The sequence below is a fragment of the Aeromonas sp. MaB10011B genome (assembly GCF_017939325.1).
Classification (GTDB): Bacteria; Pseudomonadota; Gammaproteobacteria; order Enterobacterales; family Aeromonadaceae; genus Aeromonas; species Aeromonas caviae.
Map to the genome: position 1 here is coordinate 1 of NZ_JAGKRK010000001.1, position 16410 is coordinate 16410.

General features: G+C 59.0%; 8 protein-coding genes. 1 reads left to right on the forward strand and 7 read right to left on the reverse strand.

Translation table 11 applies throughout. From position 1 onward, the window contains the following. The 7 genes from J9893_RS21485 to J9893_RS00040 all read right to left on the reverse strand — a co-directional run. Positions 1-2045: retention module-containing protein (locus J9893_RS21485; protein ID WP_246875486.1), on the reverse strand; the 2045-nt coding region annotated here is incomplete at its 3' end. Between the two features lie 267 nt (positions 2046-2312). Continuing rightward, positions 2313-4238, reverse strand: coding sequence for an EAL domain-containing protein (locus J9893_RS00015; RefSeq protein WP_109112568.1), 1926 nt, complete (start codon positions 4236-4238; stop codon positions 2313-2315). A gap of 3 nt (positions 4239-4241) precedes the next feature. Then, the gene (locus J9893_RS00020) at positions 4242-5000 is read right to left on the reverse strand and encodes a transglutaminase-like cysteine peptidase (protein WP_232092819.1); all 759 of its coding nucleotides are present in this window, start codon (positions 4998-5000) and stop codon (positions 4242-4244) included. Between the two features lie 99 nt (positions 5001-5099). Continuing rightward, positions 5100-6431 carry a TolC family outer membrane protein gene (locus J9893_RS00025; RefSeq protein WP_010675164.1) on the reverse strand — a complete coding sequence of 444 codons (1332 nt, stop codon included), beginning with the start codon at positions 6429-6431 and terminating at the stop codon, positions 5100-5102. A gap of 35 nt (positions 6432-6466) precedes the next feature. Beyond that, positions 6467-7882, reverse strand: a complete 1416-nt coding sequence (locus J9893_RS00030) for an HlyD family type I secretion periplasmic adaptor subunit (RefSeq protein WP_210599793.1) — start codon at positions 7880-7882, stop codon at positions 6467-6469. Continuing rightward, complete coding sequence (locus J9893_RS00035) at positions 7875-10019, reverse strand: type I secretion system permease/ATPase (RefSeq protein WP_039040368.1); 2145 nt, start codon at positions 10017-10019, stop codon at positions 7875-7877. Before J9893_RS00035 ends, J9893_RS00030 begins: the two co-directional genes overlap by 8 nt. A 370-nt stretch (positions 10020-10389) precedes the next feature. Beyond that, a complete protein-coding gene (locus tag J9893_RS00040) occupies positions 10390-11334 on the reverse strand; it encodes a TIGR01212 family radical SAM protein (RefSeq protein ID WP_210599794.1) in 945 nt (314 codons plus the stop codon). Between the two features lie 613 nt (positions 11335-11947). On the opposite strand from J9893_RS00040, the gene gltB reads away from it, so the two are divergent. Further along, positions 11948-16405, forward strand: a complete 4458-nt coding sequence (gene gltB / locus J9893_RS00045; RefSeq protein ID WP_210599795.1) for a glutamate synthase large subunit — start codon at positions 11948-11950, stop codon at positions 16403-16405. The last annotated feature ends 5 nt before the right edge of the window (positions 16406-16410 follow it).

Here is a 16410-nt window from a genome sequence, read left to right on the forward strand (position 1 = left end):
ACGATCTGCACGCTCAGGGTGTTCGAGGCCGAGTCCCCGTCGCTGTCCACCAGGCTCACCGCGAAGTCTTCGAACAGGCTGTTGTTGCCGTTCGCCGTCGGGTGCGCCTCGTTGTCGTTCAGGGTGTAGCTGTAGCTCACCAGCCCCGTCGCCGGGTTGTACCCGGTGATGGTCAGGGTGTTGCCCAGCGGCGTGGTCACCCCGCTCAGCGGGAAGCCCGCCACCACCCCGTTCACCACGATGTTGATGCCACCCACGCTCAGGGTCTTCACCCCGTCCGGCGCGCTGATGGTGAAGTCCCCCGTCACCGTGGTCGACTCCTTGCTGCTGTCCGACCCCGCCGACTCATTCTCGCCGCGGGTCGCCAGCAGGTCGTCTTCGTGCACCTTCGCATCCCCGCCCTCGCCCTTGGGCGTCAGGTTGGTGATGGTCACCCCGTCATCGTCGTTCTTGATGGTCAGGGTCAGGGTCGCCGTGCTCACGTCTCCGTCCGCATCCGTCAGGGTGTAGGTGAACACTTCGCTGCCCACCCCGCCCCCGGTCAGTGCCTTGAAGTCACCGTCGTTCGGGTTGAGGGTGTAGGTGTAGGTGCCGTTGGCATTGAGCACCAGGCTGCCGTAGGTCCCGCTCAGGGTGCCCGCGGTCACCGCCGCGCCATCCGCCCCCTGCACATCGTTGGTGATGACGTTGCCATTGAGGACCAGGTTGTTCTCGCTCGCCACCGTCAGGTTGACGTCGCTCACCGCCGTCGGCACGTCGTCCAGCACCACGACATCCAGCCCTGCACTGGTCGTGTCGCCATCGAGGTCCGTCAACACAACGTTGAAGCTCTCCGTCAGAGCCCCATCATTTGCAGGTTTGTTATGTGTTTCGTTATCGTTCAGGGTGTAGCTGTAGGTCACGCTGCCAACCCCTGTCACCGGGTTGTAGCTGACGCCGGTCACCAGCAGTTGATTTCCCAAAGGACTGGGGATCCCCTGGGGGAAGGTGGTCAAGACCTGGCCATTGCTGATCAGCGTCACACCTCCCAGCGTCAGGCTTTGTACTCCATCTGCCGCATTGAATGTAAAGGTACTGCTCTTGGTCAAGGCTGCGCCATCGGAGGCTGAGCCATCCGGCAATGCGGCTTCATCAAGGACAAGCTCACCACCCTCGACCTGCAATCCATTCAGCGAGACAGGCTCATCTACAGGGGTGATGGTGATGGTCAGAGTGGAGTCGTTGGTATCATCCCCATCCGTTACGGTGTAATTGACCGCAGGTACAGGGCCTGTGTAGTTCAGCGCAGGGGTAAAGGTATAGGAGCCGTCGGCATTGATGATCAGCGTACCAATCCCATCCAGCGTGCTCTCAACGCCGGCAGCAATTCCCTGATTGCTACCCCAGCTATAGGAAATGACAGACGTATCAAGGGGACCATCCGGATTGTTGCTGTTGTCGAGCACATTGCCACTGATGGCCTGATCTTCCTGGGTAACAGCAGACTCATCCTGATCATCGAGCTGATTCTCGGGCAGAAGATCGTCTTCCTGCAGCACATTCTGATCGATCAACGTGTCATAGCCGGTATCGAATCCGGCCTCAGCTATGGTCGCATCTCCGATGCGATCTATGACAACAAAACCACCATTGCCACTGGCCCCAGCGACCCCGCCGATACCGCCACCACCACCGGCGGCAGGTGCCCCACCGGCAGCAGAGGCTTCGAAGTTCTTGGTCGGGTCAACCCCTTGCAGGATGGATTGTTGCAACGCCGCAATTTCTGGCGACACTTCAGGCGAGCCTTGCTGATGATTGGCAACCGATGAGGAAGATTGCCCCTCTGGAGGCATCTCTGTCCCTGCCGGAACACCATTGTCCGCTGCAGGTTTGTCATCGTAGGGAGCCAGCATCAATTTGGCATCATCAGCGATATTGAGTCTGGCGCCAGGCTGCAGTATCTCGCCAGGCTGGAGAGGACGACTGCTGCCATCGGCAAGCAGGATCTGAACGTTGCCTTCTACGGAAGAGACGACCACGGTTTTGTCGATGATTTGGGTGCGCATATCCATTGCTCCAGGGTGACAGATCTTGATGCCTACACTCTAGTTACGCCCCCGTCCTGCTTCCGTTGCAAAAATGTACAGGGTTGAGTCTCTTTGACCTCATCCGATGCAGCGAATCGAACGAATATTTTTTACATATAAAAATCAATTAAGTAACAGCGCGAGTTTTAGTGATATTACCTATATGTCGCGTAAAAATGATGTACATATTCTAAACAGATATAAAAAAGGGCCCTTAATGGGCCCCTTTCTATCGAGTTGTACCGCTTATGCCAGTGGAAATGCAGGGTGAACGAACCCCTGATAACCATCGATATGCAAACTGGACAACAATTCAACCTGCCGTTGATCTTCCACCCGGGTGGCGATGGTCGTGACACCCGCGTTGTGGGCAGCCCGACAGACAGCCGCCAGGAAGGAGGTATCGGCGCCTGGTTCCATGACCTGGCTGGTATACCCGTGGTCCACCTTGACATAGGTGGGGGTCAGCTCTTCCAGATAGCCGAGGGACTGGAAGTGCCGGCCATAGTGATCGACCCCCCACAAGAAGCCGTGCTCTCGCAACAGCTCAACCAGATGAGTCACATACTCTTTGTGTTTCATGATGGCCGCTTCCGGGATCTCGAACAGCAGTCGCTCCTTCAGCTCCACGTTCAGCGACAGATAGCCTCTGAGCCATGTCAGGAACTCATCCGAACAGAGAGAACCCGCCGTGATATTGACTGCCAACACCAATTCCGGTTGCTGATTGAACAAGGGGACGCAGGCTTCCAGCACCGCCTTGTCAAACTCGGCCCCCATCTTGAACTGCTCGATCGCAGGCAAGAACTGCCCTGCGAAGTAATCCGTTCCATCTCGCGAGATGGCCGCGAACAACTCGGCATGCAGGCGGGTACCATCATCGAAGCGGCATGCAGGCTGTGCCTTGAAGCGCCAGAGATGTCTGGCAATGGCATCCTGCACCAGGTCTCGCCAGGCAAGGCGTCCCATCAGTCCCTGCTCATTGCCGCCTTCCATCACGACGGCACCGCGCCGCTCATTGCGCGCTTTGCCAAGGGCGTTATCCGCCTTCGTCAGCAGGGCCGAGAGATCGTCATTGCCATCACGGCCGGCGATGCCGACGACGGACAGCGCACCGCTTTCTCCCATGGGATTGACAACCAGATCGGCGATACGGCTGTTGATGAGCTCCGCCAGCTCCTTGAGCTGAGACAGATCATCGGTGGGGCAGAGCAAGGCATACTCGGTCGCCGAGATCCGGGCCAGCGCCGCGCCATCCCAGCCATCCAGCAGTTCCCTGAGCACCTGTGCAATGGACTTGACCATGTTGTCCCTTGCAGCAAAGCCCTCTTCCCGATAGAGATCGTCCAGCATGTCGACGGCCACCAGCATGACCCCGCCCTGCCCGGCCTCCGCAATCCAGGCATTGACCTGCCCGACGAAGTAAGAGCGGTTGCCAAGCCCGGAGACGGCATCCACATAGACGCGGGCTCGCAGATTTTCGGCTTCGTCAGCCTGCTCTTTGAACTGCACGGCAAGCTTGCTGGAAAGGGTATTGATGGCCTGTACCACTTGCCGCAGCTCGCGGGTCTTGGGCTCGGGAATGGCGTGGCCGAAATGGTGCAGCTCGATTTCAACCGCCTGATCGCAAATCAGCTTGAGCGGTTTGAGCAGATAATTGAGCGCCCGCATCAGCAAGAGAGTGGTGACGAGAAAGCCGACCAGGAACCAGGTGGCCAGTTCGCTCATTCCTTTCCAAAGCTCGTAGTAGGCTTGTCCAGGGTGGCCGACGACCTTCAGCTTGCCCAGTTGCAGCCAACCCGACGTCAAAATCGATTCATTGGCCACTTCAGGGAACAGATCCAGCCCAATGAACCACTGTGGGACCCCTTCGATATGGCTGCTGTTCTCCAGCTCGATGACATCCTTGGAGGCCAGCAGATCGAGACGGACCAGCTTGTAGTAACCCCCGTCGAACACCGCCTTGATCACGGATTCGGCACTGACCTTGTCGCCGTTCTCCAGATAGGGGGTCAGCGCCAGACCCAGTGCGGTGGACGTATTGATGACGGTGGTCTCCTGCTGCTGCGCCAGGTAGTTGCGGGTCGAATTGAATTGCACCCAATAGGTGGCGGCAAACAGCAATCCGAACAGCAGCAGCATGGTTGCCAATAGTTGTCTGTAGAGCGTCATAGGTTAATCATCCAAATTGACCGCAGGCCGAGCCAATCGCCCCGATGTCATGCGATTGCGTAAGTCTGTCCATAATCCCAAGCGGGATGATTGCCCGGCCAGTTCCCCTTGACCACGCGCCTTCATCAGCCACAAGTGACTACCGTTAAAACTGTAAATTGGCAACAAATCCGCCCGTTGGGTCGCCGGGCGAATTGATCCGACAAGATTGTCCAGAATCAGGGGTACTGCCGCAGGCGTCTCATAGTAGGCAACGACCATATGAAACTGGTTATAATCCAATGCCTTGACATATACCATTCGCATTTTTTCATCAGGGATGCCAAGTTCCAGCAAGGTAAAATACTTGGAAATGCTGAAGTCTTCACAATCTCCTCCTGCTGCGCCCAGAAATTCCAGCGGTGTCGCCCAATAATCCTTCTTGTGCCACAACTTGATGTCATCGATGAAACGCATCTGGTTGAAGAACTGGTTCACCTTCTCCAGCTTCTGCCGATCCGTCAGCCCCGCTGCCTTGTTCTGCATTGCCAAAGTGCGCCAGCTGGTGACCCGTTTGCCGGCCCTAGGGCCATAGGTCTCCTCCGCGCGCTTGACCAGTTTCATATCCTCCGGTGAGAGAGGCTGGCTGGCGCTGAGCAGCAGGGGGATCGCCAGCAGGGCCAGCCATAGCAGGCGAACCCGCCAGGGCGCACGTGCACCTGCGATAGCTCGATACCCATCACGTCGGCTCCAGCCTGTCGATGCCACTTCTTTCTGTGTCATGACGCCGCCATCATCCCCTGACCGCCGGACGCATAAAAGAATGACTGCAGCACGCTGCAGCCATTCCCCTTGCCTGATATGACATCAGTGGCAGGGCCATCAGTTGTTGTTGGCCTGCCATTCAGCCGGTTGCTGCACATTCAGGGCATTGAGCAGACCACCGGTGGCATTGAGGATACGATAATCCGCCAACAGGGAGTCGTACTCGGCCGTGATGTAGCTGCGGCGAGCCTCGAACAGTTCGTTCTCCGTGTTCAGCACGTCCAGCAAGGTCCGTTGGCCCAGGCCGAATTGCTTCTTGTACGCCTGTACGGTGTCATAGCTGGCGTCCACGTGCTCTTTGAGGAAGACTTTTTGCTTGGCCAGCGACTCTTTGGCGTTCCAGGCGAGGCGGGTCCCCTCTTCCACCTGACGGAAGGCATTCATGTGAATGTCTTTGGCCTGGGAATAGAGCGCAGAGGTTGCCTTGCTTTCTGCCAGATCGGACCCACCGCGGAACAGGTTGTAACGCATCCGGACCATGGCGGTGAGATCGTCATTACGGCCTTTGACCGCATCGATGTCCTCGTTCCAGTTCTGATCGACTTCAAAGGCTACGTTCGGGTAGAACCCTGACTTGGAGCCTTCATGCTGATACTTCGCCTCTTCGATGTCCTGCAGGGATGACAGCAGGGTCGGGTGAACCTCTGTTGCCGTCTTCAGCGCATCTTCCAGCGTTGCGGGCAGGAGTTGGGTGTTCGGTACTGGCTGAACGAGATCCTTGGGCACTTCATTGACGACACGGATGAACTCGCTCTCGGCATCCCGATAGTTGTTCTCCGCCGCCGCCTGATTGGAGTAAGCCCGAGCCACACGACCGTCGATCTGGGTCTGGTCAGCGGTCGACCCAAGACCGGAGTCGGTCCGTTTTTGGATGTCACTGCGGATCTGCTCGTGGGTTTCAAGGTTCTGCTTGGACAGCTCCAGGATCTCCTGCTGACGCAGCATGTTGAGATAGACCTCGGCCACGCGCAGGGCCGTGTTCTCCGCCTCGGAGATCATCGCCAGGCGCTGGGCCTGGGCGGCGGCATCGGTCCGTGCCACGTTGCTGCTGACATCAAAGCCGTCAAACAGCATCTGGCGAAGGCTGATCCCGGCCTCCTTGCGCGTCATGGAGTCATCGATCGTCTGTGAATTGGGACCTGCGGCACGGGTCGAGGGACTGTCAGTCTTCTCGTAACCGACGCCACCACGCAGATCAATGGTGGGGTAATAGCCGCCCTTGGCTCCATCATGCTGATACAGTCGTGCCTGATAGAGATCAAAAGCTTCCTTGATTTTCGGATGGGTAGCCAGTGACTGCGCCACTGACTGTTCCAGCGTCTGTGCCTGGCTCAGGCCCGGGAACAGTATGGTGCCACTAACCAGCATGGCAACAATCGTCTTCTTCATGGTATCTCCAGTCATGTTGTTTTTAGATTGTTGGCTTATCGTTCTCTCAGTGCCGACTGCTTAGCCCTCAAGATGGGTTTCAGCAAGTAGTCTAGGACACTTTTTTTACCAGTAATAATATCTGCACTGGCTAACATACCGGGGATGATGGGAAGTGCGTTAAGCTCATCGCCCAGATAACTCTTCTCGGTTCGTACTCGCACCAGATAGAAGGAATTGCCCTCCTCATCCTGGATTGAGTCGGCACTTATCTGTTCAACCTTGCCATGTAAACCTCCATAAATAGTGAAATCATAGGCAGTTATCTTGACCACGGCCTCCAGTCCTGGTCTGAGGAACGCGATGTCCTTGGGCGACACCTTGGCTTCAACCAGCAGGGTATCTTCCAGCGGCACTATCTCCATCAGGTCCATGCCCGGCTGAACGACCCCACCCAGCGTATTAATCTTGAGCTTTTTGATGGTCCCCTTGAGAGGCGCGATCACACTGGTACGATCGACTCTGTCCCTGAGGCCGACCTGACCCTCCGACAACTGGCTCAACTTGCCTTGACGTTCGTTCAGCTCGGTCTGGGAGTCCGCCCGGAATTTCAGGGCGATATCATTTCGCTTCGAGATGGTCTCCCGCAGTACCGAGTTGAGCTTGGGCACCAGCAGGCGGTTCGCCTCCAGCTCCCCTTGCATTTCGTTGACCTGCCGCTCCAGTTTAATTAGCTCCACTTGAGGAACTATACCCTCTTTTGCGAGAGGACGGCTGATGTTCAGCTCCTGACGAGCCAAATCAACGCTGCGGCCGACGGTCCGGATCTTGGCATTGAGCTCTATGGTCTCCTGCTCTTTCTGCTCGATCTGCTGTCCCAGGATGTAGAGCTGGTTCTTGAGGTTGTTTAACCGCGCCTCCTGCACCGATCTTTCACGGGCGGCATATTCCGCAAATACATTCTCGTACCCTTCGGGGAACTCGATGGCCTGTTTGTCGATGGCTACCTGTTCACGCCACCCCAGATTGGGCTCGTTCTTGACCACCACGCTGCGAATTTCGGCGCGCAGGCGGGCAATATCCCCCTTGAGGGTGACCAGCTCCTGCTCCCGTTCGCGAAAATCCGACTTGAAGCGGGTATCGTCGATGCGCAGCAGTGGCTGTCCCTTCTCGACGATGTCCCCCTCCTTGACGAAGATCTCCTTGACGATCCCCCCTTCCAGGTTCTGGATCACCTGCAACTGGCGCGACGGTATCACCTTGCCCTGGCCGACGGTCACTTCATCCAGCTCTGCCCAGGCTGCCCAGACGATGGCGCTGACAAAAAACAGGAAGCAGGCCCACAGCAGGACTCTGGCACGGGTGGGTGTCGTCAGCAGCACGGCGGCGGCGCCGTCATCCACGTACTCGAGATGCTCGGGTGCAGGCAAGACCGTATCTGAGGACGTTTTCTTGAACCAGTGGTTAGCCATTCGCCGTCTCCTGCACCCGCACCTTGCCTTCCTTCAATTGCTGCAACACCACCTCTTTGGGACCGTCCGCCACTATCTTCCCCTGCTCCACGACGATGACCCGGGAAGCGACATCCAGCATGGAGGTCTTGTGGGTGATGAGGATAAGGGTGGTTTCGGGGCCGAGCCGCGCCAGCTCCTGCTTCACGTGCATCTCTGACTGGTTGTCCATGTTGGAGGTCGGCTCGTCCATCACCAGAATGGGGGGATCGTTGAGCAGGGCGCGAGCCAGCAGGATGGACTGGCGCTGGCCACCGGAGAGCTGACGTCCCCCTTCGCCTATCTGTCTGTCGAGACCGTTGGGATCCCGGTTGGTAAAGTTGGTGACCCCGGCCCGCTTGGCGGCGCGCAAGACACGGGCATCGTCCACCAGGGGATTGCCCAGCATGATGTTGTCCCGCACGGAACCAAAGAAGAGGGTCACATCTTGCGGCACACAGCCGATGTTGCGGCGAATGATGGTCGGCGGCAGTTGGTCCAGCTCAAAGCCATCCAGACGCACTAGGCCGTCAGTCGGGCGATAGAGGCCCATCAACAATTTCTCCAGCGTGGTTTTACCCGCACCGATCCGCCCGATGATGGCCACCTTCTCACCCGGCTCGATGCGCAGGTTGATGTTGTGCAGGGTGCTGCTCTCCATGCCCGGATACTTGAAGGAGACATTTTCAAACTCGATGCGCCCCTGGATGACCGGATGGTGGATGTACTGCCTGCCCTCCTCCTGCTCACCCGGCGTCATCATTATCTTCTCCAGGATCTCGAGTGCCGACTTGGCCTGGTTGTAGCGGGTAGAAAGCACCGACAGCTGCACCATGGGGGCGATGGCCCGGCTCGACAGCATCACGGCCGCTATCATGCCCCCCATGGTCACCAACCCTTCCGAGATCTGGTAAACACCGACGATCACCAGTCCCACTGTCACCACCTGCTGGATGTAGCTCGCCAGAGAAGACATGGAGTTGGTGATGCGCCGGGTCTGCACGCCCCAGGTCGAGATGTGGGACACCGCCTGCTCCCAGCGGTGCTGGAACATGCTCTCGGCCCCGAAAATCTTCACGGTCTCAAGGCCCGAGATGCTTTCGATCAGATTGGCGTTCTTCTGGGAGGCGAGCCGGGAGCCCTCCTCGATGGATTGCTTCAGCGGTGCCTGAATGTAGAAGCTGTAGGCCACCAAGATCAGGATGGCGATGATGGGCACCACCACCATCACACCGGCGAAAATCCAGATGATGAAGAGGAAGAAGATGGCAAACGGCAGATCGATCAGGGTGGAGACGGTGGCCGACGTGAAAAACTCGCGCACCGATTCAAACTCCTGCAAGTGCTTGGCAAAGGCACCGGTCGACGCAGGCCTGGACTCCATCTTCATGCCCATCACCTTGGCAAAGATTTTGGCCGACAAGAGCACGTCGGATTTCTTGCCTGCAATATCGATGAAGTAGCTGCGCAGCTGGCGCATCACGAAGTCGAAGGTGAACACCACCATGGCTCCAACCGCCAGCACCCAGAGGGAGTCGAATGCCAGGTTGGGCACAATCTTGTCATAGACGTTCATGGTGAACAGGGGGCTGGCGATGGCAAACAGGTTGATGAGGATCGAGGCCACCAGCACATCCCGATAGATACCGCGGGACTCGAACAAGGTGCTCCAGAACCAGTGACCATCACGGGTCTCCAGCACTTTGGGCGAGCGCTCATCAAACTTGAACTGCCGCTTGACGTAGAACAGACGACCATTGTACTCGTCACCCAGCTGGGCAAGACTGACCCATTGGGCCGCGTCTCCGGCCTGGGGAAAGATGACCCTCGCCTGGGTCCGTTCTTCATTCCATTCAAGCAAGATGCAGGCGCCGCCATTGCGCGTCTGCAAGACGCAGGGCAGCAGCAGCGAGGAGATCTGTTCAAGGGGCTGAATCACTTCGCGGGCAGAGAGACCGCCCCGCTCGGCGGCACGACTGAAGAGCGCCGTGCTGAGACGCCCGGAGACCAGTGGCAAGCCGGTGGTGAGAGCATCCTGACTGTTGGGCACCCCGTAAAAGCGGGTCAAAAAGACCAGGCACTCCAACAGTTCATCTATATGGCTGGTTTCTGCTTGCATAGCATCCCATCAAACATGATTCAGAAGGTTGTCTCGGGGCCGAATATCCAAAGCCCGGCGGCGATCCGGAAAAACAGAACAGACCGCGCCACCCAGACCCACAACCCGATTAGCGCACAGAGCCGGGACACTGCATGTCTCGCCTCCCTCACAGATTTTCATGCCGGAAACGGAGGGGACATGCCGGGCACCTGATGTTGCCAAGAAATATGCCACCCGGTACGAAGAAAGCCCGCCCGGTATAAAAACTGCAAAGAGTTATTGATAACTATATCTTTTTTCAAGCCGACCATCTTATCAAGGTGACTTGAACGAAACTATACTCCAAAGACTGAATTTCATCTAATAACCCACTGTTTTTTTGACGAAATTAGAGTTGGCACTCGCCCGTGGAAGAGAGAGAAAAGGGGCGTCCCAGGCAGTGTCCCTGAGGGCCTGAGCGTGCCAGCGCCGCGGCAATGGCGGTCATGGCGCTCCAGCGATTCTCGCACCAGGCGGGGGCCAGCAGGGTCGGGCGGCGCGCCGACGCCGAGACTCTGTGATAGACCACCTCGGGAGGCGTGTACTGGATCATGGCGACCGCCGCCGTCACATACTGCTCCATCGTCAACACATCCAACCGTCCCGCCTGCCACGCCTTGCCAAGAGTGCTCCCCTCCACCACATGCAGTGGGTGAAGCTTGATCCCCTCGACGCCGGTCTCCACGACACGGTGGAGGGTTTCCAGGCTGTCCATCGGCACCTCCCCGGGCAGGCCCACGATGAGGTGGGCACACACCTTGATGCCTCGCAGATGGGCTCGGGCAACGGCATCGGCATAAGCGGCATAGCCGTGACCCCGATTGATGCGTTGCAACGTCTTGTCGTTGGCACTTTGCAGCCCCAGCTCCAGCCACACCTCGTAACCTCTGGCCTGATAACCTGCCAGCAGATCCAGCACCGCATCGGGTACACAATCAGGGCGAGTTCCGACGCAGAGCCCCACCATGTCGCTCACCGACAAGGCTTCTTCATACATGCGCTGAAGGTACTCCACTTCGGCATAAGTACTGGTATAGGCCTGAAAGTAGGCCAGATAGCGCCTGGCCCGGGTCACCTCGTCCCGGCGTGCCAGCAGTTGCTGCACCACGGAGAGTTGCTGGGCCGACTCGTCGGCAAAGGAGGAGACATTGCAGAAAGTGCAGCCACCCCGGCCCAGGGTGCCGTCCCGGTTAGGGCAGGTAAAGGCCCCGTGAATGGAGAGTTTGTGGATCTTCTGGCCGTGGCGCTGCTTGAGATCCTGGCCAAATGTATTGATGAGTTCGTGTAACTGCATGACACCTCCGAAATGAGGTGTCATTCTAGCGACGCAGCCCGGCGGGCAGGCTGCGCTGGATCAATCCCGCTCCCTACCCAAAAATCATATAAATATTCACGTTAGATGTGATAAATACCCAACAGTCGGCATTCACGGTCACTTTTGACAACCTGTCACTCCTGCAACCTGGAGAAAAGTGTCATAACCTCTCGCCCATAACCGGCTGTAACTACTGAAAAAATCCTGTTAAGTCTGCTTATGGACAAATGCAAGACGCAGGATCCTGAAATGTGATCCCCGCCAAGCACACCAGAGATGACTTTGTAAAATTACTACAGTTCCCCGCCACCATGCAGTCAACCACTAAACCGTCCATAAACAGAACATAAAGCCAACAAATAAATAAAAAGCAGTCACAAATACACAAAAATGCTGATTGAGTCTCAAAAACCCACATTTTGTTATGGCGATGTAACATTGCAAACAAGCGGGATGTCCAATTGACCTTGCCCGAAAATCCCATTAGTTTGGAGATTCGCCACCTCAGGCGGACGGAACCACAAGAGCCAATCGCAATTTATGCAGTCTGTTGATGACAGTGCGATGGAAGGCCGAGCAAGGGAGAAATGCAATGTCACTATATGATCCAAAGCTGGAGAGGGATAACTGTGGCTTCGGCCTGTTGGCCCACATGGAAGGGGAAGCCAGCCACAAGCTTGTCCGTCTCGCGATGTCAGCCTTGGCTCGCATGCAGCACCGCGGCGGTATCTCCGCCGATGGCAAGACCGGCGACGGCTGCGGCCTGTTGCTGCAAAAACCCGACAGCTTCTTTAGAGCGGTCGCCGAAGAGAAGGGATGGCACCTGGGCCGCAACTACGCGGTCGGCATGCTGTTCCTCAACCCCGATCCCATCCTGGCCCAGGCCACTCGCGACATCATCGACGAGGAGCTGGAAAGAGAGACCCTGAGTCTGGTCGGCTGGCGCAAGGTGCCCATCGATACCAACGTACTCGGTTCCATCGCCAAGGCGTCCCTGCCCAGCATTGAACAGGTCTTTGTCAACGCGCCCCCGGGCTGGGTCGACAAGGATCTCGAGCGCCGCCTCTATATCGTGCGCCGCCGCATCGAGAAGCGCATCAGCGACGACTACTTCTATGTGGTCAGCCTTTCCAACCTGGTCACCGTCTACAAGGGACTGTGCATGCCGGTGGATTTGCCGCGCTTCTATCTGGATCTGGCTGACATCCGCATGCAGGCCGCCATCTGCGTGTTCCACCAGCGTTTCTCCACCAACACCAGCCCGCGCTGGCCGCTGGCGCAGCCGTTCCGCTACCTCGCCCACAACGGCGAGATCAACACCATTGCCGGCAACCGCCAGTGGGCCAAGGCGCGCAGCTACAAGTTCGCCACCCCGCTGATCCCCGATCTGCAAGAGGCCGCCCCCTTCGTCAACACCACGGGGTCGGACTCCTCCAGCCTCGACAACATGCTGGATCTCTTCCTGGCCGGCGGCATGGACCTGTTCCGCGCCATGCGCCTGCTGATCCCGCCTGCGTGGCAGAAGCACCCGAACATGGATGACGACCTGCGCGCCTTCTACGACTTCAACTCCATGCACATGGAGCCCTGGGACGGCCCGGCCGGCATCGTCATGACCGACGGTCGTTACGCCACCTGCGCACTCGACAGAAACGGTCTGCGTCCGGCACGTTACGTCATCACCAAGGACAAGTTCATCACGCTGGCCTCCGAAGTGGGCACCTGGGACTACACCCCGGACGAAGTGCTGGAGAAGGGCCGTGTCGGCCCGGGGGAGCTGTTCGTGGTCGATACCAGCAACGGCAAGATCTGGACCAGCTTCGAAATTGACGACGATCTCAAGAGCCGTCACACCTACAAGCAGTGGATGGACAAGCACTGCAAGCGCCTGGTGCCCTTCGAGCAGATGGACGATGCCAGCACGGGGTCGCGGGAATTCCCGGATGACCGGCTCAAGACTTACCAGAAGCTGTTCGGCTACTCCTTTGAAGAGCTGGATCAGGTGATCCGCGTGCTCGGCGAGAATGGCCAGGAGGCAGTGGGCTCCATGGGGGATGACACCCCGATGGCGGTGCTCTCCTCCAGCCAGCGTACCCTGTACGACTACTTCCGCCAGATGTTCGCCCAGGTGACCAACCCGCCCATCGATCCCCTGCGGGAAAATCACGTCATGTCCCTGGCCACCTGTATCGGCCGCGAGCAAAACGTGTTCAACGAGACCTTCGGTCACGCCCACCGGGTGCTGTTCCAGTCGCCGATCCTGCTCTACTCCGACTTCCATCAGTTGCTGGCCCTGGAAGGTGAGCACTACCGCCATGCGGTGCTGAGCCTCAACTACCAGCCCGAAGAGGGGCTGCAGGCTGCCCTCGAGCGCCTCTGCCACGAGGCAGCTAAAGCGGCCCGCAGCGGCGCGGTGCTGCTGGTCCTGTCAGACCGGGACATCAGCCCGGATACCCTGCCCATCCCGGCCGCCATGGCGGTGGGTGCGGTGCAGCGTACCCTGGTGGACAACAACCTGCGCTGCGACGCCAATATCCTGGTGGAGACCGCGAGCGTGCGCGACCCGCACCACTTCGCCGTGCTGCTGGGCTTTGGCGCCACCGCCATCTACCCCTACCTCGCCTACGAGACCCTCGCCAAGCAGGTAGAGGAAGGCGTGCTCAAGATGAGCCTGCGCCAGGCCATGCTCAACTACCGCAACGGCATCAACAAGGGCCTCTACAAGGTGATGTCCAAGATGGGCATCAGCACGGTGGCAAGCTACCGCTGCTCCCAGCTGTTTGAGGCGGTGGGCCTCTCCAGGGCTGTTGTCGAACTCTGCTTCCGCGGCGTATCGAGCCGCATCCAGGGTGCCGACTTTGCCGACATCCAGCAGGATCAGATCAATCTGTCCCGTCTGGCCTGGCTCGGCCGCAAGCCGCTGACCCTGGGCGGCCTCTTGAAATTCGTCCACGGTGGCGAGTACCACACCTACAACCCGGACGTGGTGCAGACCCTGCAAGTGGCGGTGCGCTCCGGCAACTACGCCGATTACAAGGAGTATGCCCGTCTGGTGAACGAGCGCCCGGTCGCCACCCTGCGCGATCTGCTGTCGCTCAAACAGGGCACCACCCCGGTTGCGCTGGATCAGGTGGAGCCAGCCGCCAGGCTGTTCCCCCGCTTCGACTCCGCGGCCATGTCCATCGGCGCCCTCGGCCCCGAGGCCCACGAGGCCCTGGCCATCGCCATGAACCGCCTCGGCGGTCAGAGCAACTCCGGCGAAGGCGGCGAGGATCCCAAGCGTTTTGGTACCGAGAAGAACTCTCGCATCAAGCAGGTGGCTTCCGGTCGCTTTGGCGTCACCCCGCACTACCTGATGAACGCGGACGTGGTGCAGATAAAAGTCGCCCAGGGTGCCAAGCCCGGTGAAGGTGGCCAGCTGCCCGGAGACAAGGTCACCGCGCAAATCGCCCAGCTGCGCTACTCCGTGCCCGGCGTGACCCTGATCTCCCCGCCGCCCCACCACGACATCTACTCCATCGAGGATCTGGCCCAGCTCATCTTCGACATCAAGCAGATCAACCCGAACTGCCTGGTGTCGGTGAAACTGGTGTCCGAACCTGGCGTCGGCACCATCGCCTGTGGCGTGGCCAAGGCCTATGCGGACTTCATTACCGTCTCCGGCTACGACGGCGGCACCGGCGCCAGCCCGCTCACCTCGGTCAAATACGCCGGCTCCCCCTGGGAGCTGGGCCTGGCCGAAACCCAACAGGCGCTGGTGGCCAACGGCCTGCGCCACAAGGTGCGCCTGCAGGTGGATGGCGGTCTCAAGACCGGTCTGGACATCATCAAGGCGGCCATCCTCGGCGCCGAGAGCTTTGGCTTCGGTACCGGCCCCATGGTGGCACTCGGTTGCAAATACCTGCGTATCTGCCACCTGAACAACTGCGCCACCGGCGTCGCCACCCAGGATGAGAAGCTGCGCCGCGAACACTTCACCGGCCTGCCGGAAATGGTGATGAACTACTTCAAGTTCATCGCCGAGGAGACGCGCGAGCTGATGGCCGAGCTGGGCGTCACCCAGCTCACCGACCTCATCGGTCGTACCGACCTGCTGGAAGCCCTGCCCGGCCTCACCGCCCGTCAGGCCAAGCTGGACTTGTCCGGCATCCTGGCGGCCCCGGTTGCACCGGCAGGCTCCAGTCTGTTCAGCCAGCAGCACAACCCCACCTTCGACAAGGGGCCCTTGAACCTCAAGATGGTGGAAGACCTGCTGGACGCGGTGGAAAACATGAGTGGCGGCGAGTTCCGCTACGACATCCGCAACACCGATCGCTCCGTGGGTGCGCGTCTGTCCGGCGAAATCGTCAAGCGCCACGGCAACCAGGGCATGGCGGCCGATCCGGTCAAGGTGCACTTCAACGGCACCGCCGGCCAGAGCTTCGGCGTCTGGAACGCCGGCGGCCTTGAGATGATCCTCACCGGGGATGCCAACGACTACGTGGGCAAGGGGATGACCGGCGGCAAGCTGGTAATCAAACCCCACGTCGGCGTGGCGTTCAAATCCCACGAGGCGGCCATCATCGGCAACACCTGCCTCTATGGCGCCACCGGCGGCAAGCTCTATGCCGCAGGGACCGCAGGCGAGCGGTTCGCGGTGCGCAACTCAGGGGCCTTGGCGGTGGTCGAGGGGATTGGCGACAACGGCTGTGAATACATGACAGGCGGCATCGTCACCGTGCTCGGCAAGACCGGTGTCAACTTCGCGGCGGGCATGACAGGCGGTTTCGCCTACGTGCTCGACGAGTGCGGCAACTTTGCCAAGCGCACCAACCCCGAGCTGGTCGAACTGCTGGAGGTGGCGGATCTGGCCATCCACCAGGAGCACCTGCGCGGTATCATCACGGCGCACCTCAACGAGACAGGCAGCTCGCGTGCCGAGGAGATCCTGGCCAACTTCGACTCCTATGTGCCCAAGTTCAGGCTGATCAAACCCAAGTCCAGCGACGTCAAATCGCTGCTTGGCCACACCAGCCGTTCCAGTGCAGAACTCAGAATCCAGGCGCAATAAGGAGG

Coding starts and splice junctions, on each gene's coding strand:
- J9893_RS00015 (WP_109112568.1), bottom strand. CDS start 4,238: ATGACGCTCTACAGACAACTATTGGCAACCATGCTGCTGCTGTTCGGA.
- J9893_RS00030 (WP_210599793.1), bottom strand. CDS start 7,882: ATGGCTAACCACTGGTTCAAGAAAACGTCCTCAGATACGGTCTTGCCT.
- J9893_RS00025 (WP_010675164.1), bottom strand. CDS start 6,431: ATGAAGAAGACGATTGTTGCCATGCTGGTTAGTGGCACCATACTGTTC.
- J9893_RS00035 (WP_039040368.1), bottom strand. CDS start 10,019: ATGCAAGCAGAAACCAGCCATATAGATGAACTGTTGGAGTGCCTGGTC.
- gltB (WP_210599795.1), top strand. CDS start 11,948: ATGTCACTATATGATCCAAAGCTGGAGAGGGATAACTGTGGCTTCGGC.
- J9893_RS00040 (WP_210599794.1), bottom strand. CDS start 11,334: ATGCAGTTACACGAACTCATCAATACATTTGGCCAGGATCTCAAGCAG.
- J9893_RS00020 (WP_232092819.1), bottom strand. CDS start 5,000: ATGACACAGAAAGAAGTGGCATCGACAGGCTGGAGCCGACGTGATGGG.